This is a genomic window from Microcoleus sp. PH2017_08_TRC_O_A (genome assembly GCF_020738665.1).
Taxonomy (GTDB): domain Bacteria; phylum Cyanobacteriota; class Cyanobacteriia; order Cyanobacteriales; family Microcoleaceae; genus Microcoleus.
On the sequence record NZ_JAEQCE010000028.1, the window covers coordinates 49,990 to 72,817 of the forward strand.

24 protein-coding genes are annotated in these 22,828 nt (G+C 45.2%); 12 read left to right on the forward strand and 12 right to left on the reverse strand.

Annotated elements, in window-relative coordinates; genetic code table 11:
• The first annotated feature begins 92 nt into the window (after window positions 1-92).
• Window positions 93-683 (forward strand): C39 family peptidase, encoded by a 591-nt coding sequence (locus tag JGK22_RS11910; protein WP_293198105.1) that lies wholly within the window; start codon window positions 93-95, stop codon window positions 681-683.
• A gap of 240 nt (window positions 684-923) precedes the next feature.
• Here JGK22_RS11910 and JGK22_RS11915 read toward each other — a convergent pair whose 3' ends face one another.
• Complete coding sequence (locus JGK22_RS11915) at window positions 924-1,526, reverse strand: pentapeptide repeat-containing protein (RefSeq protein WP_293198103.1); 603 nt, start codon at window positions 1,524-1,526, stop codon at window positions 924-926.
• Between the two features lie 107 nt (window positions 1,527-1,633).
• On the opposite strand from JGK22_RS11915, the gene JGK22_RS11920 reads away from it, so the two are divergent.
• The 6 genes from JGK22_RS11920 to JGK22_RS11945 all read left to right on the forward strand — a co-directional run bounded on the left by JGK22_RS11920 (window position 1,634) and on the right by JGK22_RS11945 (window position 8,564).
• Entirely contained in the window at window positions 1,634-3,070 is a 1,437-nt protein-coding gene (locus JGK22_RS11920; RefSeq protein WP_293312931.1) for a hypothetical protein, read from the forward strand.
• 714 nt (window positions 3,071-3,784) lie between these two features.
• A complete protein-coding gene (locus JGK22_RS11925; protein WP_293176070.1) occupies window positions 3,785-5,368 on the forward strand; it encodes a chloride channel protein in 1,584 nt (527 codons plus the stop codon).
• A 62-nt stretch (window positions 5,369-5,430) separates the two neighbouring features.
• On the forward strand, window positions 5,431-6,303 hold the full coding sequence (locus JGK22_RS11930; protein WP_293225226.1) for an Rpn family recombination-promoting nuclease/putative transposase: 873 nt from the start codon (window positions 5,431-5,433) through the stop codon (window positions 6,301-6,303).
• A 54-nt stretch (window positions 6,304-6,357) separates the two neighbouring features.
• Entirely contained in the window at window positions 6,358-7,230 is an 873-nt protein-coding gene (locus JGK22_RS11935) for an Rpn family recombination-promoting nuclease/putative transposase (protein WP_293192425.1), read from the forward strand.
• 483 nt (window positions 7,231-7,713) lie between these two features.
• Entirely contained in the window at window positions 7,714-8,193 is a 480-nt protein-coding gene (locus tag JGK22_RS11940) for a J domain-containing protein (RefSeq protein ID WP_293229821.1), read from the forward strand.
• Between the two features lie 98 nt (window positions 8,194-8,291).
• The gene (locus JGK22_RS11945; protein ID WP_293176326.1) at window positions 8,292-8,564 is read left to right on the forward strand and encodes a DUF3143 domain-containing protein; all 273 of its coding nucleotides are present in this window, start codon (window positions 8,292-8,294) and stop codon (window positions 8,562-8,564) included.
• Window positions 8,565-8,798: 234 nt separating this feature from the next.
• Here JGK22_RS11945 and JGK22_RS11950 read toward each other — a convergent pair whose 3' ends face one another.
• The 3 genes from JGK22_RS11950 to lysA form a co-directional block, all read right to left on the reverse strand.
• Window positions 8,799-9,545 (reverse strand): isoprenyl transferase, encoded by a 747-nt coding sequence (locus JGK22_RS11950; RefSeq protein WP_293176064.1) that lies wholly within the window; start codon window positions 9,543-9,545, stop codon window positions 8,799-8,801.
• Window positions 9,546-9,565: 20 nt separating this feature from the next.
• Window positions 9,566-10,459, reverse strand: coding sequence for a diadenylate cyclase CdaA (cdaA, locus tag JGK22_RS11955; RefSeq protein ID WP_293176062.1), 894 nt, complete (start codon window positions 10,457-10,459; stop codon window positions 9,566-9,568).
• Window positions 10,460-10,635: 176 nt separating this feature from the next.
• The gene (gene lysA / locus JGK22_RS11960; protein ID WP_293176060.1) at window positions 10,636-12,060 is read right to left on the reverse strand and encodes a diaminopimelate decarboxylase; all 1,425 of its coding nucleotides are present in this window, start codon (window positions 12,058-12,060) and stop codon (window positions 10,636-10,638) included.
• Between the two features lie 111 nt (window positions 12,061-12,171).
• On the opposite strand from lysA, the gene rimI reads away from it, so the two are divergent.
• On the forward strand, window positions 12,172-12,825 hold the full coding sequence (rimI, locus tag JGK22_RS11965; RefSeq protein WP_293176058.1) for a ribosomal protein S18-alanine N-acetyltransferase: 654 nt from the start codon (window positions 12,172-12,174) through the stop codon (window positions 12,823-12,825).
• Between the two features lie 239 nt (window positions 12,826-13,064).
• Here rimI and JGK22_RS11970 read toward each other — a convergent pair whose 3' ends face one another.
• From JGK22_RS11970 to JGK22_RS11980, 3 genes are all read right to left on the reverse strand, one after another.
• Complete coding sequence (locus JGK22_RS11970; RefSeq protein WP_293216289.1) at window positions 13,065-14,336, reverse strand: hypothetical protein; 1,272 nt, start codon at window positions 14,334-14,336, stop codon at window positions 13,065-13,067.
• Window positions 14,337-15,566: 1,230 nt separating this feature from the next.
• Window positions 15,567-16,136 carry a PIN domain-containing protein gene (locus JGK22_RS11975; protein WP_293192416.1) on the reverse strand — a complete coding sequence of 190 codons (570 nt, stop codon included), beginning with the start codon at window positions 16,134-16,136 and terminating at the stop codon, window positions 15,567-15,569.
• Window positions 16,137-16,139: 3 nt separating this feature from the next.
• Window positions 16,140-16,610: a helix-turn-helix domain-containing protein gene (locus JGK22_RS11980; RefSeq protein ID WP_293192414.1), complete on the reverse strand. Its 471-nt coding sequence runs from the start codon at window positions 16,608-16,610 to the stop codon at window positions 16,140-16,142.
• A 90-nt stretch (window positions 16,611-16,700) separates the two neighbouring features.
• On the opposite strand from JGK22_RS11980, the gene JGK22_RS11985 reads away from it, so the two are divergent.
• Window positions 16,701-17,324, forward strand: a complete 624-nt coding sequence (locus tag JGK22_RS11985; protein WP_293176048.1) for a hypothetical protein — start codon at window positions 16,701-16,703, stop codon at window positions 17,322-17,324.
• A 77-nt stretch (window positions 17,325-17,401) separates the two neighbouring features.
• Here the strand turns inward: JGK22_RS11985 and JGK22_RS11990 are convergent, their stop codons facing one another.
• From JGK22_RS11990 to JGK22_RS12010, 5 genes are all read right to left on the reverse strand, one after another.
• Window positions 17,402-17,983, reverse strand: coding sequence for an NAD(P)H-dependent oxidoreductase (locus JGK22_RS11990; protein WP_293198091.1), 582 nt, complete (start codon window positions 17,981-17,983; stop codon window positions 17,402-17,404).
• Between the two features lie 37 nt (window positions 17,984-18,020).
• Window positions 18,021-18,902 carry a ChaN family lipoprotein gene (locus tag JGK22_RS11995; protein WP_293176044.1) on the reverse strand — a complete coding sequence of 294 codons (882 nt, stop codon included), beginning with the start codon at window positions 18,900-18,902 and terminating at the stop codon, window positions 18,021-18,023.
• Window positions 18,903-18,984: 82 nt separating this feature from the next.
• Window positions 18,985-19,122, reverse strand: coding sequence for a hypothetical protein (locus tag JGK22_RS12000; protein WP_293176042.1), 138 nt, complete (start codon window positions 19,120-19,122; stop codon window positions 18,985-18,987).
• 356 nt (window positions 19,123-19,478) lie between these two features.
• Window positions 19,479-19,841 (reverse strand): cupin domain-containing protein, encoded by a 363-nt coding sequence (locus JGK22_RS12005; RefSeq protein WP_293176040.1) that lies wholly within the window; start codon window positions 19,839-19,841, stop codon window positions 19,479-19,481.
• Between the two features lie 95 nt (window positions 19,842-19,936).
• Entirely contained in the window at window positions 19,937-20,212 is a 276-nt protein-coding gene (locus JGK22_RS12010) for a hypothetical protein (RefSeq protein WP_293176038.1), read from the reverse strand.
• Between the two features lie 159 nt (window positions 20,213-20,371).
• On the opposite strand from JGK22_RS12010, the gene JGK22_RS12015 reads away from it, so the two are divergent.
• The 3 genes from JGK22_RS12015 (at window position 20,372) to JGK22_RS12025 (ending at window position 22,762) form a co-directional block, all read left to right on the forward strand.
• Window positions 20,372-21,010: a peroxiredoxin gene (locus tag JGK22_RS12015; RefSeq protein ID WP_293152832.1), complete on the forward strand. Its 639-nt coding sequence runs from the start codon at window positions 20,372-20,374 to the stop codon at window positions 21,008-21,010.
• Window positions 21,011-21,139: 129 nt separating this feature from the next.
• On the forward strand, window positions 21,140-21,724 hold the full coding sequence (locus tag JGK22_RS12020; RefSeq protein WP_293312934.1) for a Uma2 family endonuclease: 585 nt from the start codon (window positions 21,140-21,142) through the stop codon (window positions 21,722-21,724).
• A 63-nt stretch (window positions 21,725-21,787) separates the two neighbouring features.
• Entirely contained in the window at window positions 21,788-22,762 is a 975-nt protein-coding gene (locus tag JGK22_RS12025; RefSeq protein ID WP_293216291.1) for a cysteine synthase A, read from the forward strand.
• Window positions 22,763-22,828: the final 66 nt, after the last annotated feature.

Sequence of the window (22,828 nt, forward strand, 5' to 3'; positions counted from 1 at the left end):
ATCTACTTTGGGTTTTGATGGAGTTAAAGCAGAGCAAAAGCTGCTAACACCATATTTATTATTCCAATACAACACTTAGCTTGAGGTAAATTATGGCTGTCAATCATAACGTTCCCTATTTCAGTCAATACGATAACGAAATTGCTCCAAAGATCACTTGCGGTTCTACAAGCGCAGCAATGTGTCTCAAGTATTTTCAAGTTGCAGATTTAGGCCCCTGGCCACAGTACGAGGATGATGTAAAAGAACGTTTCGATCGGCTGGGAATAGATCACGGTTCTCCCGATGGAATCAGAAGATTGTTAGAAGGTTTAGGCTTGAGAGATGATTTGACACTGAGGGGGAGTCTTTCAGACATCACTCGGTCTCTCGATTCTGGTGAGATATGTATATTGCATGGTTATTGGACAGAGCCGGGTCACATTTTAGTTATTCGCGGTTATAACAACAATGGTGACTTTTTTGTGAACGATCCAGCCGGAGAATGGTTCTACGGAGGCTATCGAAAAAACTCCCAATTTTCACCAGATAACAAGGGCGAAAACAAGTTATATAGTCGTAAATTGATATCCTCCGGTGGTAATGCCTTTAATTGGCGTGAAGCTTTAGGTTTTTATGACACTTGGGACAGCAGCACGATCGAATCTACTGCAACAATGTGGTTGCATCGAGTTTCTAGATAGCTTTGAAAAGTTCCTGCGTTTGCAATTGACATTCTGCTCGCTGACTGAGTTCGAGTCTCAGGGCGATCGCCCTTATTTGCTCCATCAGTTCGATCGCCCTTCCTAACCCAAACTGCTAGCTATTAGAATCCCGATCGCACCTCACCCCTTCACTCCCTCACCAAATAAGGGGAAATAAAGGTTACAGGTGCGATCGCCCTCTCCCCTGACTAATGACTGATGTCAACTATCAACTGACTTTCATTCATGCCGCGTACCATCAGGCATCACCGCCCCCTTCAAATTCGCCCCGGTCAAATTTGTCTCCAACAGCAAAGCATTCCTCAAATTAGCACCCTTCAAATTAGCACCTTCCAGATTCGCCATCCACAGATTTGCCCCCTCCAAATTCGCCCCCTCTAAGTCAGCATTAACCAGAAAAATACCTTTCATAAAAGCACCTGTTAAGTTAGCTTTTTTCAAGTTACTCTCTCCCAAATAAGCATCTTCTAAAAACGCCTTTTCTAAATTACTTACCTCCAAATTTGCCCCTACTAAATTGCTGCTTATCAGGTAAACACCAGCCAAATTTGCCTGTTTCAAGTTAGCATTTACCAAATGGGCACTCCACAAATTGGCATCTTTGAGGTTAGCATTTTCTAAATTGACGCCTTCGAGAAAAACTGCACTCAAATTAGCCCCGGAAAGATTGCACCCCCGGCATTCTCTCGCTGTCAGCAATTGTCGGACTTGATGCTTGACTGAGGAACCGTTGGCTGCGAAAATTATTAAACCTGTAGTTGCTAAGCCGATCGCCCAAACAGTCGCCATCCCGATCGCACTTACAATCTTTCTTTGTGTCATGCCTCGAAAATCCGGGATTAGTATAAAAATATACCTATAATTTCTAGTGTTGGCGATGGCGTTCCGCCCCGCAAGCTACGAGTTTTTTGCTGCTCTTCCCTTCCCTCATGAAAAAACAGTTAAAACTTCAATTGCTAGCGATCGCCCTTATTTCCATCATAGCAACAATCGCTGTTGGGTGCGATCGCCTGCTCAAAAAACCTTTCCAACTCCCCCCATCAGCCAAACAAGAACCCTGGGCAGTGCAAATAGGCCTGCGAGTCGGCCTGATCCGGGACAACATCCCAACAGTCAACCGCATTGTTTTAGTCCCCGACGAAGCCACATTCTTAGCCGCAATCCAAAAGTGGAATTTCAAAGGACACTGGCCGATTCTCATCGAAGATCAAAAATATGCACCGATGTTTTTGCAGCGCTTCCAACCCGAAGAAATTGTCCGTTTACCCAGCATCAAACAGGAGATCCCAAAAGGTCAAAAACTCCAACAATTAATGCTGAAGGCAACAGCAGCAGCCTGGAATGCCACGGATACTCAAACCTTAAAAGCAAAATGGAGAGAACTCGGCTGGGAACCGCCAGGAGTAGTCATCACATCTGAAAATGACCCCGCACGTTTAGCAGCAGTTGCCTTAGCAGCAGCCCGTGGCCAACCCTTAGTATTTCTCGAAGGCAACTTCGGAAAACCGAACGATAACCTTAATACCGCACAGTGGAAAAATCTGCAAACAGCAGTTACAAAAGCTGTTGAATCAACCGGATATTTTTACTCGCAACTCGGAGATGCGATCGACACAATCACGATTGTACGCCAACTAGCAGTAAAATATCAATCCCCCCAAAAGCAAGACGAACAATGGGCTGTTACCGACGGTTTGGGACGGCATCCCAACGGTGAACGTTGGGCCGCGGCTGGCTGGATTTACGGATCCCAAGTGCGATCGATCTATCAAGCCATGTGCGCCATATTTCTCGACAGCCAAACAGCTATGCTGTATGACAGTTACCCAAAAGAAGGAAATTGGGGAAAATATGAAATGGAGTCAGCAGCTAGCGGACTAAAAAGCATAGGTTTGAATGTCGAATTAGTGCAAAAACCCCAGTCTACTCTCCAATTGTGGCGGAGTTTAGTAGCATCCAAACCGTGGACATTTGACTTAATATTAATGAATTCCAAAGGCTATCCCAAATCATTCCAAGTCGGTAACGGTGACGCCTTGGTTGAGGATATACCAAAACTGAAATTTCCCGCAGCAATCCACATGATTCACAGTTGGTCAGCATCAGATCCAGATGATGCAAATACCGTTGCTGGCAGGTGGTTGCAAAATGGTGCTTACGCCTATGTCGGCAGCGTCAACGAACCTTTGTTATCTGCATTTATTCCACCTAAAATAATGGTCGATCGCCTAAAACGAGGGGCACCTTTTTTAATCGCAGCCCGCCAGCTAGAATCCCCGCCCTGGAAGGTGGCCACCATCGGCGATCCGCTAATGTCGATCGCCAAACCCAAACCCAGAATCCCGGTCGCGCAACAACCGATATGATATAGCAGCGGACAGTTGGCAGTGGACAGTTGACAGTTGCATAGTACGGGAATCAAACCATTTATGCTTGACGGGTATCGGCTATATTCATGAGGTTATTTATGTCCTCACCGCTGTGGCAATTGCTATATTTGCGATCGAACAGCCACCATCAAACAGGTTTGTAGTGAGGACTTTAGTCCTATTCCCTGAGGACTTCAGTCCTCACTACAAAATTTCGATTTGAGATATTTTATTCGACCTAAAATCTCAAATCAGAGCATTTAGTTCCAGTGATTTTACCAGAAAGAATTGGTTGAAAGCCTCTCCGTTTTAGGGAGAAATTAAAATCAGACCATTCATTACTCCAATCCTCTTCCTTCTAGGTAGACATCGGTCTCAAACTGTCAACTGTCAACTGTCAACTGTCAACTGTTAAACAGACTGCTAGATGGCAGAGCCTCTAATGCGATCGCCAGAAACTATAAGACTGTAGATATAGTTAATTAGGATTATCGCTCAGTTTATCTAATTTTGAATGTCACTGAGCATACAATTATCAGCTAAAATTCACTCACCCTCAGAAGCGGTCATTCCATCCCAGCCGCCAGCCCCAAAAATCTGCCATAAAATACGCCTTAATTAACTTGTCAATTCCTCTGAAATCACTCAAAATGAAAATAAGAAATAAAATGTAATATTTATCTAACTTCTCACAGAAGAATGAACCGCTAAATGAAAGCCACCCATCCTGTGGAGCTGCTGCCGCCCGGCTCAACCGCAGAAACTCCGCATTCCTCCCGCCTCAGCCCGCTGTTCAGCCGCCTGCATCCGAACCCAGAAACCCTCCTGCTCGTCCTCTCCCTAGTGATCGGGGGAGTTACTGGCGCAGGCGTCGTCACATTTCACTACCTGATCCACTTGATCCACAGCCTGATGCTGGAAGACTTTATGGGGGCGATCGCCTCTTCGGGATCTTGGACTCTAGCGTGCATTCCCACCCTCGGCGGAGTCATCATCGGGCTGATGCGCTGGCGGTTTCGCGATTTTGGCCCCAATATGTCATCCTTAATTGCCGCCACCCGTGGGCTACAAGAACTCTCCCCCCTCAAACCCATCACCAAAATGGTGGCGGCCTCAGTATCCCTGGGCACCGGCGCCTCCCTCGGCCCGGAAGCCCCCAGCGTGGAAATCGGCGCCAACTTCGGAATGCTGCTAGCTCAAATCTTGCAGCTTTCCCCAGAACGGCAGCGCTTGCTCCTCGGCGCGGGAGCAGCAGCAGGCTTATCCGCCGGGTTTAACTCTCCCATCGCCGGAGTCTTTTTTGCCTTAGAAGTCGTACTCGGTAGCACCTTCGCCACTTCGTCAGTCAGCGTTGTCTTGCTCTCCGCCGTAGTTTCGGCGCTGATCGCTCAAATTTGTTTGGGAGCTCAGCCGGCCTTTGCTTTGCCAATCTACGATGTCCGCAGTCCTCTAGAACTGCCTCTTTACATGGGATTGGGACTTTTGGCAAGCTGTGTGTCCTTAGCTTATACAGAAGCAATTCAATTGGCCGATCGCTGTTTTCAAGGAAAAACCCGAGGATTTGCTTGGCTGGGACGACTGCCCCGGCCGCTTCATCCCGTCATCGGCGGTGCGATCGTCGGTTTAGTCGCCCTGCAATTGCCTCAAATTTTGGGTGTGGGCTACGAAACAGTCCAAGCAATGCTCCAAGATGTCAAATTTTCCTTGTCTTTGCTGCTGTTGCTGCTATTCGTCAAACTGGCGGTGACAGCTATCAGCCTCGGTAGCGGTTTAGTGGGTGGTATCTTCGCCCCGGCGATGTTTTTGGGAGCTTCGTTGGGTTCGGCTTATGGCATCTTTTTGGAAATGATCCCGGCATTGAGCGATCGAGTCGCAGGCCCTGCCGCCTACGCAATGGTGGGCATGGCCGCCGTCCTCGCAGGTAGCGCTAGAGCACCGCTGACAGCCATTCTATTGATGTTTGAATTAACCCGCGATTATCGGATTGTATTGCCTTTGATGGCCGCAGTGGGATTGAGTGTTTGGTTGGTGGAGTTTGTGAATCGTCGATCGACAGCCCACAGCCTCAACCTCCAACAAATGGGCGTAGATGTTGCTGTCAACGAGCCGATCAAAGCCAGGGAACAGTTGCAGGATTGGGAAGATGTTTTGGGCGATCGGATCGTCACAGAATTGATTTCTTGCCAACTGCCGATCGATGACGAACACAGGGACGATGAGCCCGTGCTGGCGATCGGCAACTCACATTTGCCAGAAAATGTCAAGCCATTACCTGAAACAAAATCTGCCGTTTGACCGCTCTCAAATCCTGTTGCTTCGCCACCAAACCGATAACCTTAAAACTAAATCTGACTACTATGATATTTATCAACCCGAAAACCGATTACGCCTTCAAAAAAATCTTCGGTTCCTCACAAAGCAAAGAGATTCTAATTAGCTTTCTCAACGCCTTAATTTATGAAGGAAATTCCACCATCGAAGACTTAGAAATTATTAACCCGAATCTGCCTCCCAAACTAGAAGGCTTAAAAGATAGTTATCTCGATGTGAAAGCCAAACTCAGCGACGGCACTTTAGTAATCATTGAAATGCAAGTGCTCAACGTCCAGTCTTTTGGCAAGCGGGTTTTTTACAATGCAGCTAAAACCTATGCTTTTCAATTGGAAGCAGCCCAAGGCTATCGACTATTGAAGCCAGTAATTGCTTTGACAATTACTGACTTTGAGATGTTTCCTGAGAATGCAGAATTTATTTCGAGATTTGTGTTAAAAGAAGTCAATAAAAACTTTACATATCCCGAAAATGAGCTAGATTTAGTATTTGTAGAATTGCCGAAATTTATCAAAGGAGAGGAGGAACTTGAAACTTTAGCAGATAAATGGATTTATTTCATGAAAAATGCGAGAAGTCTGACATCAGTCCCAGAAACAATGGATAGTATACCAGAAATACATGAAGCTTTTAATATTGCGAATCAAGCCAAGTTGAGCCGAGAGGAAGTGGCAGATTTAGACAAAAGAGAACAGTTTATTTATGACCAACAGGGAGCAATTATTAAGTCGCTTAACGAAGGCATAAAACAAGGCATAGAACAAGGCATAGAACAAGGAAAGCGAGAAGAAAAGTTGGCGATCGCCCGACAATTACTTTCACAGCTAGATAATGACAAAATCAGCCAAGTTACAGGGCTTACCGTTGAGGACGTGCAAAATTTGCGGGGCGATTCCTAAATATTCCAACAAACTACGCCTCACTGATTGAATCACTACTACAAAATTAAAGCCATGATATTTATCAACCCAAAAACCAAATACGCCTTCAAAAAAATCTTTGGCTCCTCAGAAAGCAAAGAGATTCTAATTAGCTTTCTTAACGCCTTAATTTATGAAGGAAATTCCACCATCGAAGACTTAGAAATAATCAACCCAAATCTGCCGAGGCAACTTGCAGATTTAAAAGATACTTACCTCGATGTCACAGCCAAACTAGACGATGGTACCTTAGTCATTATTGAAATTCTAGTTCTCAACGTTCAATATTCTGGCAATCGGGTATTGTACAATGCAGCCACAACCTACGCATTTCAATTGCAAAGAGGAGAAGGCTATCGAATGCTCAAGCCATTAATAGCTTTAACCATTACAGATTTTGAAATGTTTCGCAACAGCCCTAACTTAATTTCGAGATTTGTGTATAAAGAAGTTGAAAGCAATTTAAACTATCCCGAAGATGCCATGAATTTAGTGTTTATAGAATTACCTAAATTCCATAAAGAAGCAAGTCAACTAGAAACTTTGACAGATAAATGGATATATTTCATGAAATATGCCAGAATGCTCTCAGAAGTTCCCGAAACAATCGATAGCGTACCGGAAATCCACAAAGCATTCGATCTTGCCAATCAAGCCCGGTTAAGTCGGGAAGAAGTAGAAGTTTACGAACGCAAGGAACAGTTTATTCACGACCAACAGGGAGCAATTATTAAAGCTGTTGAAGAAGCAAGACAGGCAGGAATACAGGCAGCAAGAGAACAAAGAAAACGAGAAGAAACGCTAGCGATCGCCCAACAATTACTCTCACAGCTAGATAATGGCGCAATCGCCCAAGTTACCGGGATTAGCGTTGAGGATGTGCAGAATTTGCGGGTAGATTCATAGTTTAAATTAATTAGGCACAGGGAGTGGATTTGTAATGTCACTAGACTATCCTGAATATGAAGAACTACGCAAGCAAAGTTGGTTCTTGGGATTGCTTTGGCGTATAGGTGACTTGGGATACTATCTTGGGCTATTTGGCGCATTAGGATCGCCATTAATGATGATTTACAGTCAACTCACGCGAAAAGGTCATTTGCCCTGGCATACAGCCTTATTGGGTGGATTTCTGTGTACAGCATTCTGCGTTTGCATCTTTTTGGCTTCCGCACAGCTTAAAAGTTTTGCGTTCAAAAGAGGAGACGCTTTAAAGAATAAACGTTATCGATAAAGCGGACGGCACGAATATCTTGGTGCTGGGTTTGAGGTTACTTGCCACGATTTATCGCCCGCACTCAACCCATCGCTCTGGCAGACACTGGCGCTACACTCAACTCTGGGCTAAAATAATCAAATATTATCAACAATCGGCAGAGAGGGGCTTCGGTGGCAGGAAACGAGGCAACTGCGAAAAACAAAAGTCAGAAAACACCAGGAAAAACCCCCTTGGGTTCCAGTCATTACGGCTTGTTAGGGCTGCATCCTTCAGCCTCTGCGATCGAAATTCGGCGATCGTACCGGGAACTGAGCAAACTCTACCATCCCGATACTACCGACTTGCCACCCGCAGTCGCCACCGCCAAATTTCAACAGCTCAATAACGCCTACGCCACCCTCAGCAACCCAGAACGCCGCCTCGCCTACGACCTCAAAATAGGTTATTCTCGCCTGAATGTGATTCAGTCGCCCCCGGGCTTCAACACTCCGGTTTCGGGATCGAGTAAAAAAACTTCTAACTCGGCTTACCTAGATCCCACGGATCGCCCTCTGTCCCCCGGCGAAATATTCGCTCTATTTATCATGGGGGCTACTTTAGTCGGATGCTTGGTACTGGCGATCGCGATCGGCTTAATTCGTGGCAATTGACAACTAAAAGTTCTAAATTAAAGATTAACTACAGTTTTCCCAATTCCCAATTCCCAATTCCCCATTCCCCATTCCCCATTCCCCATTCCCAATTGCTCATGACTCTTCCTTCCGCTGACACTCCTTTGTACAGCCATCCACTCCCAGAAATCGAACAGTGGCTAAAAAGCCGCGGCTGCGAGCAAGATCGGCGAGAACTCCACTGCTGGCAGATCGATCGACCAACCTGGAAAGCAGAACTCTCCCTCGATATCGATCAACTCACTATTCGCTATATTGACGCCGGAGCCGACGGCCAAGACATTCAGCGAGCCTTTAAATACTCGCTCTCGCGTCACGACATTGAAGATGCCGTTTTCTCAGGCCCCTAATTTGATTTTAGATTGGCGATTTTAGATTTTAGATTGAGGAATATACTTCAGAATCAATACCTAATTGGCAACTGAAAAATTAATCTAAAATCTAAAATCCAAAATCCAAAATCGTTTTAAATCCAAAATCGTTTTTAGATTTTAGATTGAGGAATATACTTCAGAATCAATACCTAATTGGCAACTGAAAAATTAATCTAAAATCCAAAATCCAAAATCCAAAATCCAAAATCGTTACACTTTGCCAAATCGGCGGCTGCGCTGCTGATAGTCAGACAAAGCGCGGTGAAACTCCGATCGATCGAAATCCGGCCACAGCGTCTCAGTAATGTAAATTTCCGAATAAGCCATTTGCCACAGCAGAAAATTGCTCAGCCGCATTTCCCCGCTCGTCCGAATCAGCAAATCCGGATCGCAAACATCAGCAGTATACAAATAGCGTTTAAATAAAACCTCATCAATCTCCTCTGGCTGCAACTTGCCCTCTTGTACCTGAGTGGCGATCGCCCGACAAGCCTGTACAATCTCCTGGCGGCCACCGTAATTCGTCGCCACCCGAAACAAAATCCCCCGATTGTGCTGAGTAGCCGTCACAGAGCGCTCGATTTCCGCCTGCAAAGACTTCGGCAAAGCCTGCAAATTCCCCATAAATTGAATTTGCACGTCCTCGTCCACCATCTCGCGCAATTCTTGCCGCAGCTTGCCCTCAAACAAACTCATCAAAAAATCCACCTCCCCGGCCGGCCGGCCCCAATTCTCCGTCGAAAAAGCATAGGCTGTTAAAGCTGGAATTCCCCAATCTTTGCAGCAGCGCAGCAGTTCTTTGAGAGCGCTAGCTCCTCGGCGGTGCCCCGCAATCCGTGGCAACCCCTTATTCTTAGCCCAGCGCCCGTTTCCGTCCATAATCACTGCTATGTGCTTAGGCAGTAGTTCTTGTTGTAGATCCGCAGGCAACTTTTCCAAGCAAATTCCTTGACTCATGGTTTCTCCCGATTACCCGACTAACGGCGCAGTATCCGTTTTAACAGTGTCACTCCCTTCAATCCTATCTGCCGTCCGAGATTGCCGATCGGAATTGGAGTCACCACTCTTTCTCCTTCCGACGGAAACAGCTTTGCTTCTAGCAATTCCTTAAGTTTGCTGCTAGTCAAAGGTCGATTTAAAGTTCCCATCTGCGCCAGAGAAATCGAACCGGTTTCCTCCGACACCACGACGCACACGCAAGCTTGCACCCGTTCCGTAATCCCCATCGCCGCCCGGTGGCGGGTTCCCAACTGCCGCGAGGCGCTGCGATCCGACAAAGGCAAAATTACCCCAGCCGACACGATCCGCGAAGCCCGAATCAAAACAGCCCCATCATGCAGCAAAGTTTGCGGTTGAAAGATAGTCTGCAACAATTCCTTAGAGACTTCCGCATTTAGCTTCACTCCCGGAACTGAAAAATCCCGATCGTCGATCGGAGAATCTGTTTCTACAATTAATAAAGCGCCCGTGCGGTTTTGCGAAAGTTCTTTTACTGCGTCCACAATTTCATCTATTACGCTGTCGGGTTCGGGAGTTGGTCGGCGATCGCGTCCAAATAATTGTATAATTTCCCCCCGACCCAATTGTTCCAGAAATCGGCGAAACTCCGACTGTAATATTACCGCCATTGCCACAGCAGAACCCGTTACCAAGCTGTTGAGCGCCACGTGCAACAGCCTCAATCCAGCCCAGTTACTCACCGCCGCCGCCAGCATCAAAATAATAAATCCCCTTACCATCCAAAGCGTCCGGCGCTCCCCGACAATGACGAGCACCAAATACGCAAGGGCAAATACCAGTCCAATATCGATCGCCTGAATCAATAAGGACTGAATGAGGCCAAAGTCATAGCCAGATTGTTGATTGTTCATGGTTCATCGAACCTTACCGCCTGTGAACCGCGAACTATGATGCACTCGAACCCGTGAACCATGAACAGTTGTTATTCCAATCGCGTGACTGAACAAGCCAAAAGTAAAAAGTTTAAAAACAATCATCAAGAAATCCCAATGAATCATCTTACTTTTTACTTTTTATGTTTTACTTCTTACTTTTTAGTTCCGAGTCTTTCAGGAAGGCGATCGAACCTCAGCAAATCCTCGTCAGTTTCCCGCTCTACGATCGTGTCAACTTTCCCATCTTTCACCAAAACCGCCGCCGGTCTGGGGACTCGGTTGTAGTTAGAAGCCATGCTGTAATTGTATGCCCCTGTAGCCGTAACGACGAGAATATCTCCCGACTGACACTCTGGCAACTTAGCATCTTTAATCAGAATATCGCCTGATTCGCAGTGTTTGCCAGCAACTGTCACTGTTTCCGTTAACTCAGCAGACATTTTGTTGGCTGCGAGGACTCGATAAACTGATTGGTAGGTAATTGGACGGGGATTGTCCGACATACCGCCATCTACCGATAAATACGTCCGGATTCCTGGAATGACTTTTTTAGCGCCCACCGTATAAGCGGTGACGCAGGCTGAACCCACGAGCGATCGACCCGGTTCGCAAAGCAATTTTGGTAATGTTGTCAAATCATGATTTTTGCAAGCTGCTACCATTGCGTCGCAGACTGTCTTAGCCCAATCATCTATGCTTGGAGGATCGTCGGATTCAGTATAGCGAATACCCAACCCACCGCCAATATTAATTTCTGTCGGCTTCAACCCGTGCCCAATTGCTGCTTTGAAAGCCTTAACGATCACATCTGCTAAATCGTGGTGGGGTTTCACTTCAAAAATCTGAGAGCCAATGTGAGCGTGTAATCCGACGCAGGATAAAGACGGCTGCTTGCTGAGGTAAATGAAAACATCCTTGAGGGAGTTGGGATCGAATCCAAATTTACTGTCGATTTGACCAGTTTTAATGTAGTCGTGAGTGTGACACTCAATTCCAGGCGTAAACCTGACCATAACTCGTATCCGCTCACCGGCTTTGTGACTGACACCCAATTTTGCCAACTCTGCGAGATTGTCTAAATCCCACAAATTATCTGCAATGATTGTGCAGCCACTGGTGACAGCTAGTTCGATTTCCTCGCGGGATTTGTTATTCCCGTGAAAGTAAATTTTTTCTGGATTCACGCCAGCTTTTAGTGCTGTCTTAATTTCTCCGGCAGATACCACATCTATGCCTAAGCCCTCGGAAGCCGCGATCGCGCAAACAGCCAAACAACTCCAAGCCTTAGAAGCATAGATCACTTGAGATTCGCCCGGATAGTACCGCTTAAAAGCCTCTCGGTACTGGCGGCTGGTCGCCCGCAGCGTTTCTTCATCTAAGATGTACAGTGGCGAGCCAAATTTCTCTACCAAGTCTGTTACGTCGCAGCCTCCTATTTCCAAATGATTCTTACTGTTGACGCTGGCTGTCAGCGGTAAAAGCTCTTGATTGGGCGATCGACTTTCCCTGGGTTCTTGAGACTTAGACAGATACTGAAGTCCAGATTCCACTTTTTCGATAGATTGAGTTAATACCATCGCGCAATAACTATCCTTACTGTGTTCTCCAGTGTACAATTGACGGCAAGCAATTGGGTCATCAGCGCCCAGATTGATGCTTTTGAGTAATTATTAAATCTAAAATCCCCTGTGCCTTTTCTCGGAATCAAACATCTCGCCGCCGAACACCTCAACAGTGCAGTAGAGCTCGATCGCCTCTGTTTTGGCGGACTTTGGACGATCGAAGGCTACAGGCGCGAGTTAGACAGTCCTAATAGCGATTTACTGGGTTTGTGGACATGGGAAACTGAGGGTTCTGAATCAGCTCACAACCAGGCGGGTACGCACCATCCACCGCTACTACAGATTCGGGCCCGCACGCACCATCCACCGCCCCTACAAGTTCCCCCAATGCTCATCGGTATCGGTTGTCTGTGGGTAATTTTAGAAGAAGCTCACATTACCATTTTGGCGATCGATCCGCGCTTTCAAGGTCAGGGTTTGGGACAAGCTCTGCTTTGGACTTTGCTAAAATCGGCACACCGCAGACAGTTAGAAAGGGCAACTTTAGAAGTGCGAGCCTCTAATTTAGTCGCACTGTCTCTGTACCACAAATTTGGCTTTAAGGAAGCAGGACGGCGAAAGCGATACTACGCAGACACAGGAGAAGATGCTGCTATCCTGTGGCGCAGCGACATTGAAAAACCCGAATTTCAGCAATATTTGGCGAATCAAAAAGTGAAAATTTGCGATCGGCTCCAGCAGAAAAACTGGCAGGGGTCGATCGATAGTTTTGAATTGTGAGCGAACATCTAGTGTATCTGATGAGCGCTCAATTCAAAATAAGTGATTCAACGCTCAAAAGATGATCTGTTGCTGTGATATAGCCTTTCTCACATTGATTCGCGGACGAATCTTGACCTGAAAAGGTTGGTGGTGTAAGGGTTGTAGCATAACTCAGCATACCTCATCTTTCGCTTGAAAGGCTATAGTTTCAGTTCAATTGTCATCTTCATCTCCCAAAAGACAGCAAGCTAACAGCATTACTCTTGCATACCTGCATACAGTAGTCGTACAAATAAGCGGACACCATCATCATTCTTCAAAGTTGCATATGATGGAGCTTCGCTGTTACCGATCGCACGCAAATCTGACAGCAATTCTGGATGGAACTGGCAAGTAAAAGAACGTCGAATTTTTTTGGCTTCAAAGTCTTTGTAGTTAATGCACGTAGCCGAACATTCTGTAACTATTTCGCCATTAGCTGCTGTCGAACAAAGAATTTCCACAGAATCAGGCAGTTGTATCAGCCATGACAGAGGACTTCCAGCTATCAAATGCCGATAAGGAATAAGGGCGTCATGAATACTTCGGTAAGCCCAGTTAGCAAACAGTACAGCTTCTTCGTTGACTTCATCTGAGTGAAACATCGAAATTGATACTTCATGCTCGTATTGAATCGTCGTGTCAATGACACCTTCATGTGCATCTGCTGTTACAGAGTGGGCATGGATGAGTTCCCAAGGAATATCTAAGGCATCGCCGTCTGGAGACTGATAGGGTAACAACACGCGATCGCCAACTTCCTTCGATTCATTGCGCGTCACCGCAAAATGCCGATCGTTCCAGCCCTGGGCAACAACCCGCCCATCACGTTTTTTAACTTGAAGAGTCTTACCTATTGCTTCGATGCGCCCTGCAACCTCTTGCAACGATCTCAGAGCAATACCTGAGCGATCGCCATCCAAAGATGTCATGCCCAGGACTTCTTTGACTGCACGACGAATCAGTCGTATGTTACCTTCAGCAGCCAGTTGGTGGCCTACACAGATGAATATTGCAGGGGCACTGGTGGGCGATCGCGAAATCAGCAATTTTTCCACTAATGCAAACATATCCTCTCGCGGACAGGCTGGACTTGTCCAAGTCGATTCATCGTATGTCGATGGATCGCCTCCTTCCACTACTACGGCATAACCGCAGGTAATTGCCGGAACAATTATTTCTGGATCGATGATTCCCGTTGACCAAACTGGCAATAATACTGAGTCGATATCGGCAACTTTTTGAGCAATGTAGGCAACGTTTTTGGAAGCCCGAACATCTTCTCCGAGAGTGTTAACGCCTACGTGTTCCCACGGTTCAATAATGGTTATACAGTTCCGCAACAAATTAGGATTTTTGAGCAGAAACTCCACATCTTCCCGTGAATTTATGACTTTTTCTAGAGGCTGGGCGTGTCCCCATTCAAAAATGCCATCTTCAGCAAATAATTCTTTTTCTCCCGGTGGATTTAGAGAATTTCTATCTGCCAAGAAATACCCTAACAAAATATGTGCTGATTCAAAATCTAACCTACCTTCATGCAAGTAACCAGGAGTTAATCGCCAGTCCGCTATGGTGGTTTTATTTTTGCTAATTTTGACAGATTCTATTATGTTGATTTACCTCTGGTATTTGTTCATTAAACTGAAAATACATCGTCCATAATACCAATTTTACATGAAGTTGCATAGAATGAAGATACAATATTAAAAGGCATCCGATCTGATGGCACGTCAACTAATTTTGGCGATCGCCAAAAATACAGGCTCTATATTTCGATGTTTCATAGATCGTCGGAGCGATTGATAGAATCAGATCTAGTTGCTTTTTAGCCCCTGCAACCCGCCGCCCAGTATACCCGATGCTCGCCCAACTGACAATATAACCGAAGCCCGAAATGGAACTATTTCAGGAGAGGGGCTTGTGACCTTAGAAATTAACGAATCTCCTCCTACTCCCGTACCGGAGAACTCCTCCCCCTTCGCCTCATTTTTGACCTTTTTGGGATTGGGAGCAGTCCACTTGTGGAGAAAGTCGAGAAAGGGAAACAAATAATAACCTTTACCAACCTAACTTTAAGCGGGGCGTAAATAGAATTACTTAGACTTTTAAAATATTGAGTTATTTGGGCAAAGAAATCTAGTAAATTTACGGGTTTACAATACCGCGAGCAAGCTTGAATTTGTATCTCAAGATGTTGTTTTCGTTAATTGCTGCTACAAACGAAAAAAAACTCACTGTTGCGGGAGAAGCCTTTCAAATCAGGAATATCTTAATGAACATAAAATATGGACTGACCGCTATCCTGGAACATATTAGACCTGTTGCAAAAAAAATCACGGAGTTACAATTAAAGGCTTTGAGTTTTAGACCTGAGAGCTAACTCATAATTTTAAAGTGCCGATCTAACCTGCAATCTGCTCCACTTAAGCCAAACCCTTCATTATAGCATAAAATTATTTTGCAATCTTGTCTAATATTAAATAAAACTGCATGGCAGGTGTGACGGAGGAGTCTCCCACGCCTGCCATACTGTTTGTGACAAGTATAACCGACCGATGACCGATGGTTAAATTATGCTTGTTCTAGCCTATGTGTGCCAATGTGCGATCGGGTGGTTTTCTTTTAGGTCGATCGGGTGATGCGGTACTGGTACAATTGGTGGTATGCTTCCTAGCCGCTATTATCTCTGTTAAATAAATTTTTAGTAGGCGATCGGGCTAATCAGCATAACACAATTCTCGCATCCGAGTTGCTGACAGCGGCAGTCCCAATTCTACCAGCGTTTGCAAATACTCGTCAGGCGTTTTTGGCGGATTTTTGAGCCTGATTCTTTGCTTTTCTGCCGCTTTGCATACTGTTTGCCAGTTGAGGTCAAGCAAGTGTAAAATAAAATCATCTGGATGCTGCGCTAAAATGTCGTAAGGCGCAAGAACTTCTTCGGGAAAATCTCGGAGATTGAAAGTAATAATAAACTTAGAACGAGAGTGAATTGCCGCAGCGAGGACATGGCGATCGCCCGGATCGGGAAGTTTTAATTCTTGTATAATTGCCTCATAGTCTTGTACCAAACAATTTTCAACATTTGCATTCATCAAGTTTTTGGTTCGGTAAACTTGTTCAAATTTTAGATCGGGACGGTTTATAAGTAAATTTCTCATCCACTCCTCGTGAATTTCTTCAGTCCAACGTGCCTCAATTATGTCGGTAGTTGCCAACTCTACAAACAAGTCACGAAGAGATGCCGAATACAAAACATTAGCATCGTAAATAACAGTTAAAGTTGCCATATTTTAATGGTACAAACCGAGTGCTTCTGATTCAGCTACAAGCATATCCATAATTTTACTGCTTTCTTTGTAACTTTGTTTTTTATAGTCCATTAAATCTTCGTAACGTATCCGGCGACTGTTCCTGACTGTCTTGTAAGGGATTTTTCCAGCATCCAGCAACTCCCGCATATATTTATCCGAAACTCCCAGAATGTCGGCTGCTTGATAAATATGAAGTTCTTTAGTAATTGGAGTTAGCTTGACAGTATTGCCGCTACTTGTTTGTTGCAAAATCGCTAACAGCAGTGGCAACGCGGCGGCAGGTATGTCAATTGTTTTGCCCTCTTTTTCATCTAATATCAATTTCAGGGATTCGCCAGACGGATGATTTTCTAAGTGCGATTCTAAGGCGCGGCTGCTGGTTTTGGCAACCGCTGCTTCTGCGGCTGTTGGCAAAACAGGTGCTGAATTTGGATCTCCGGTGAATGTCATGTTAATTTGGGGGTGAGGATAACAGGCAATCAACTATGATTGTAGCAATTTGAGAATGCGATCGCCAAAATCGAGCAATGAGGTCAACCTGTGGCATACAGCGATTTTACAACTTTAGCGAAAGTTAGAGAATCTTTTAATTTAACCGTAGAAGAACCTTTAGATTTGTTTGGCGATATCCCGGAGGTACAGCCAAGTTCCTATTTGCAAACTACTTTAACTGAAAACCTGTCCTTAGCTACGGCAATTAATACCGAAAAGGCTCGCGCTGAGTTAATTATTGCCCCAATATTATTGGAAGTCAGGCGGCAATTTGATTTTCAAGTTGGTTTTTTCTCGGGTTCAGAATTCAATGTAGATTTAGAAGCAGGTTTGAACGGCTATTGCGATTATATTCTCACTGCATCAAAGGATTCCTATGAAATTCGCGCCCCCGTCATTACTCTCACAGAGGCTAAGAATGAAAGTATTAAATCTGGTTTGGGTCAGTGTATTGCAGAAATGGTAGCCGCCCAATTATTTAATCAGCGCAGCGGAGAGCAAATTGCCAGTATTTATGGGGCTGTGACTACAGGTACTGATTGGAAGTTTCTTAAGTTGAATGGCAGTACAATTTATATTGACAAGCGAGACTTTTTTGTTAATGAAATTAGTCGGATATTGGGAATTTTAATGATGCCATTTCAAGGGTTTTATTCTATGAATCTCACTTGATGCAGCCAGCAAAATCACAGATACTGAGATTGGGACACAACATTGTTGCGTCCCTACTGCAAAATTAATTAATCACCTCACGCGATTAATTTCGACAGCACATTAGACAACTTAGCGCCGAGATTCTCCACAGACTCCTGCTGTTTGGGATCTTTCATCGTACCATCAGCATTAAATGCTTGAAAAGCTTGGGGAATGGCTTTCTGATCCGGGAGTACGAACACGTTAATATTACCTAGGATCGATCGCAAATGCACCAATCCCCGCATACCGCCAAATCCGCCAGGGGAAGCGCTCATAATTACCGCTACTTTGTCAGTAAATGCCACCAATCCTGGTTCTCCCGGGGCTGGGCGCGATACCCAGTCGATCGCATTTTTCAACACAGCCGTAACCGAACTGTTATACTCCGGGGAAGCTATCAAAAACCCGTGATGTGCTACCATCAATTCCTTCAACTTCCGGGCATTTTCTGGTATTCCTTCTTTTGCTTCCAAATCTTCATCAAATAGTGGCATCGGCAAATCCCGCAAATCTACATAAGTAACTTCTGCGCCCGCCGCCCTAGCCCCAGCAGCCGCAACTTTTACCAGCAGTTTGTTGTAGGACGCTTCCCGGGTACTTCCGGCAAATGCAAGTATTTTTGGTGTGTTTGTCATTGACTGTTCCCGATTATTGCTTGCGAGTAAAATTGTACTATTCCAAGTGCTTCCAAACAAAGTCAGCCATGGGTTTGCTTGCAGACAAAGGAGTATCTGTAGCTGAACTGAATAAAACCGATCGCATTTTTACATTTCCGACTCCCAAGCGCCTCTCGACGCGGCTGGGAATTCCGTAACCGAACATAATATGCCCTTTCCCCGCCAACACCACAACTTGATAATCCGGGTTAGCTTTGACAAATTCAGCGATTTTTTCGGCCATAGTTTCATCCCACAAAACTTGAGCTTGCAAAAATCTTTCAAAGGCCGTACTATTTCCCTGTGCAGCCTTTTGGTGCTGTTGGAAAACTTCGAGCAGCATTTGCCTGTATTCGGCGTTGTCGGTGCGAATTTCGGAAATTGGCGGAATATATTTTTTGTCCTCTGCTGTGAGGCTTTCTAAGCCTTGAGAGGCAACTTTTCTCGTTACTTCCGATGGTGTATTTAAGGCTAGGACTGGTAGTTGTTTTTCTTTGGCAAACCGCAAAAATGGGGCGTAATATTCCCAGGGAAAACGCCATCTGCGATCGTACTCTGTTTGCTCGACTAATTGCTCTTCTGTCAGTTTACCAGCTAAGTAGTTGTCGATCGCACTTTGGAACGGACGCTGAAACATCTCCATCGCGATCGCAATTTTACGATTTTGCCGCTGCATTTCTCGAACAATCGCCCGTTGAGCTTGGTGGTCGGCAACGCTATCGTGGGTTTCTCCTAGATACACGACTTTCGCCTTCACCAACTGTTGCAGAATCTCTTGGTTAGTGTAAGTCTGCTGCGGTTGAGGCTTCGCAATCGGTTCCGCTGTCACGATACTGCTACACAGCAGAAAAATGCTCAGCGATAAAGCGCACAGTTTGATGAGTTTGGTTTTTTTCATACAAATATTATCTCTGTTTCTCGCAGTAGCAGCCACAGCCGAACTGTACTATTTTAGCCGCCCATTCAGAAAGCTCGATGCTTCATTTAACTTCATAATTCCTCCTCAATATCTCTACCCATAGAAGATTGTCTTCCGTCTTCCCTCTTCCGTCTTCCTTCTCCCCGACATCCGTTACATCCCGTACATTGCTCGTTGCCGAACTTCCGTCTTCCTTCATCTGTAAAGTTTAGTTGCAGGTGCTTGCACTTCTAGAAAAAGGTGGTAGATTAATAACATGAAGCAAACAAAAAGCTTTTCCGACAGATGCAACATCTAGATATCACAGCGAAGTTCAAAATAGAATCAAAGGAGTAAAACGCTGTTTAATCTCACATCTGTCTCATCAAAAATCAATAACAGCACCCACCAACAAAGCTGATACTTCCTCAACTAATTAGAGGGGAGCAATGCAAGTGAATCCTAGGATTTTTGCAACTCCGCATCGAAGTTGCAAAAAGAGGAAATCACTCGGTACATATGGCTGGGTGCTGTTATTGTTAAAGCTATTATTGTTAAAACAGATTTTTCGACACCTTACTGAAAAATTGTCTCGTCTTCCTTTCGCCACGCCGGATCGACGATACAAATAAATATTAGCGGTTCTGTGCCGCAATTGTAAATAAACTGTTTGGCGTTTGGCGGAATGTAAATCGCATCTCCGACTTCCACCAATTGAGTGTCATCGTCGATGTGCATCTCCCCAACGCCACTGATGATGTAGTAAACTTCAGAAGTGGTCAGGGAGTGCAGCGCGGAAGTTTCTCCCGGTGGCAAGGTGGCGTGGGCTAAACTGTAACGCAACTCGACAGCTTGTTTGTCTGGATGCAGCAATTCTCGCAGTTGAGTACCGTCACCCGCTATAAACTCGTCGCAACCGTTTAGCTTTTGAACTATCATTCTTTATACACTCCTGAAAATCTCTCGATCGCAACTTAAGTTTAATCGAAATAGCGAGAAATGTTAAGAAATATGTCAAGCGACGGCTGATTTTTTTAACCGTAAGTTCCCGAATGCGATCGATAATCACAACAGTCGATCGCATCTTCAGATAAAGCTATTGTAGGCTGAACGGGACACTTGAGGTGGTAGTCGCCAGTGAAAAACACGCAGTTAGCACAAGGAATTTGGTGCATCCGCTGAGCTCTGTGCATTGAGTCGCCGACAGCACGCCCGACACTCGAACACACCAAAAAAACTAAACCCCAGGCACAGACACAACACACGGGAACTAAAACAGGCTGTATTGTCTTCAGCAAAAAGTACAGCATAGCAACAAAATTTAGGGTAAAACTCTCATATATATTACAGTAATGGTATTGGTCGGCGATCGACCAAAAAGTTTAAAATCATTTACAGTGCGATCGAGAAACCGGGCACTTATGGGATGATAGAGAACCGTCGTTAAATAAAATTAGAGGAAACCAGTTATGTCACTGCGATTAGGCGATACAGTTCCCAACTTTACCCAAGCCTCGTCTGAAGGCGAAATCAATTTCTACGACTGGGCCGGCGATAGCTGGGTCGTGTTGTTTTCCCACCCGAAAGACTATACTCCAGTCTGTACCACCGAACTCGGCGCAGTCGCCCGTCTCAAATCTGAATTTGATAAGCGGGGCGTTAAAACCATCGCCCTGAGTGTGGATGATGTGGATTCTCACATGGGCTGGATTAAAGATATTGAGGAAACTCAAAAAGTTACTCTCAACTATCCAATTTTAGCAGATGGCGATCGTAAAGTCTCTGACATTTACGACATGATTCATCCTAACTCGCTGAACAACTTAACAATTCGCACAGTATTCGTGATTGACCCGGAGAAGAAATTGCGTTTGAGCATTACTTATCCAGCGAGCACTGGTCGGAATTTTGGCGAAATTTTGCGGGTAATTGATTCTCTGCAACTTACTGACAAATACAGCGTTGCGACTCCAGTTGACTGGAAAGACGGCGACGATTGCGTCATCGTACCTTCGATTACCGACCCGAAAGAGTTGGCAGAGAAATTTCCCAAAGGCTACACGCCAGTTAAGCCTTATTTGCGGATGACTCCTCAACCGAATAAATAAGTTAAATTTACCGACTGGTTCGTAGTGAGGACTAAAGTCCTCAATCCTCTTTTTTGAGGACTGAAGTCCTCACTACGAACCCAAAAATTATCCTATTGTCTGAACAATTGAAATTAGAGGAAACGCAAAATGCTGTCACCAACAATCGTGTTGCGAGTACCGCCAAAATTGCAAATGACAGAGGACGAGTTTTTCGAGTTCTGTCAAATCAATAGTGAATTACGGATTGAACGCAACAAATCGGGAGAACTGCTAATTATCCCGCCTACTGGTTCGGAGACGGGAAATCGAGAAGGCAATATATTTGGGCCGCTGTGGGTTTGGGCTGAACAAAATGGTACAGGCTTAGCATTTACTTCCAGTACAGGATTTACTTTGTCAACAGGTGCAGAAAAGTCGCCTGACGCTGCTTGGATTAAACTGGAAAGATGGAATGCTTTGTCACCCGAACAAAAGCAAAAATTTGCCCCGATTTGCCCAGATTTTGTAGTAGAACTCAGGTCTGCGTCTGACAATCTTAAGTCGCTACAAGAAAAGATGCAAGAATATATGAGGGAACCAGGAGTGCAGTTAGGCTGGCTGATTGACCGCAAAAATCGCAGAGTCTACATCTACCGTCCCGGTTTGCCAGAGGAATGCTTGGAGAATCCGGTGACAGTCAGTGGCGACCCAGTTTTGCCGGGATTTGTGCTAAATATGAGCAAAATTTGGTAAACTGCTAGCACGAAATATCAAAGTTATTGTCAGAATTATATAGTATAGAAACAATCAAAAAATATGGATATCAAAAACGGCTTTGTAGGCACAATCGGTAACACACCACTAATTCGATTAAACAGCTTCAGCGATGAAACCGGCTGCGAAATTCTCGGCAAAGCAGAGTTTCTCAATCCCGGCGGTTCCGTCAAAGACCGGGCTGCTTTGTACATCATCAAAGACGCTGAAGAAAAAGGCTTGCTGAAACCGGGGGGAACTGTTGTTGAAGGCACTGCCGGCAATACGGGCATCGGTTTAGCACACATTTGCAACGCTAAAGGTTACAAGTGTTTGATTGTGATTCCTGATACCCAATCACAAGAAAAAATCGATGCTTTGAAAACCTTGGGCGCCGAAGTTCGGACTGTTCCTGCTGTTCCTTACAAAGACCCGAATAATTATGTCAAACTGTCGGGAAGATTGGCTGCGGAAATGGAGAATGCCGTCTGGGCAAATCAGTTTGACAATTTAGCCAATCGCCAAGCTCATTTCGAGACAACCGGTCCGGAAATTTGGGAACAAACCGACGGAAAAATTGATGCTTGGGTAGCTGCGACGGGTACGGGCGGCACTTTTGCGGGTGTATCAATGTTTTTGAAATTAAAAAATCCCGCGATAAAAGCTGTTTTGGCAGACCCGATGGGTAGCGGGCTTTACAGTTATTTCAAAACAGGGCAAATTAAGACTGAAGGTAGTTCGATTACTGAGGGAATTGGTACGAGTCGCGTTACTGGAAATATGGAGAATGCCCCGGTGGATGATGCTATCCAAATTGATGATGCTGAAGCTGTCCGCGTGGTTTACCAATTGCTGAGGAAAGAAGGCTTATTTATGGGGGGTTCTGTGGGGATTAATGTGGGGGCTGCTGTGGCTTTGGCTAAGCAAATGGGGCCTGGACATAGGATTGTGACGGTACTTTGCGACGGTGGAGCTCGGTATCAGTCGCGTTTGTTCGATCGCCAATGGTTGGCATCAAAAGGTTTATCATCAGATTAGTAGCCGCGTTGCACACGTGTATCGAGATGGTCTGGAGTAGTGCAATAATCCCGAAAACGCTTGTAG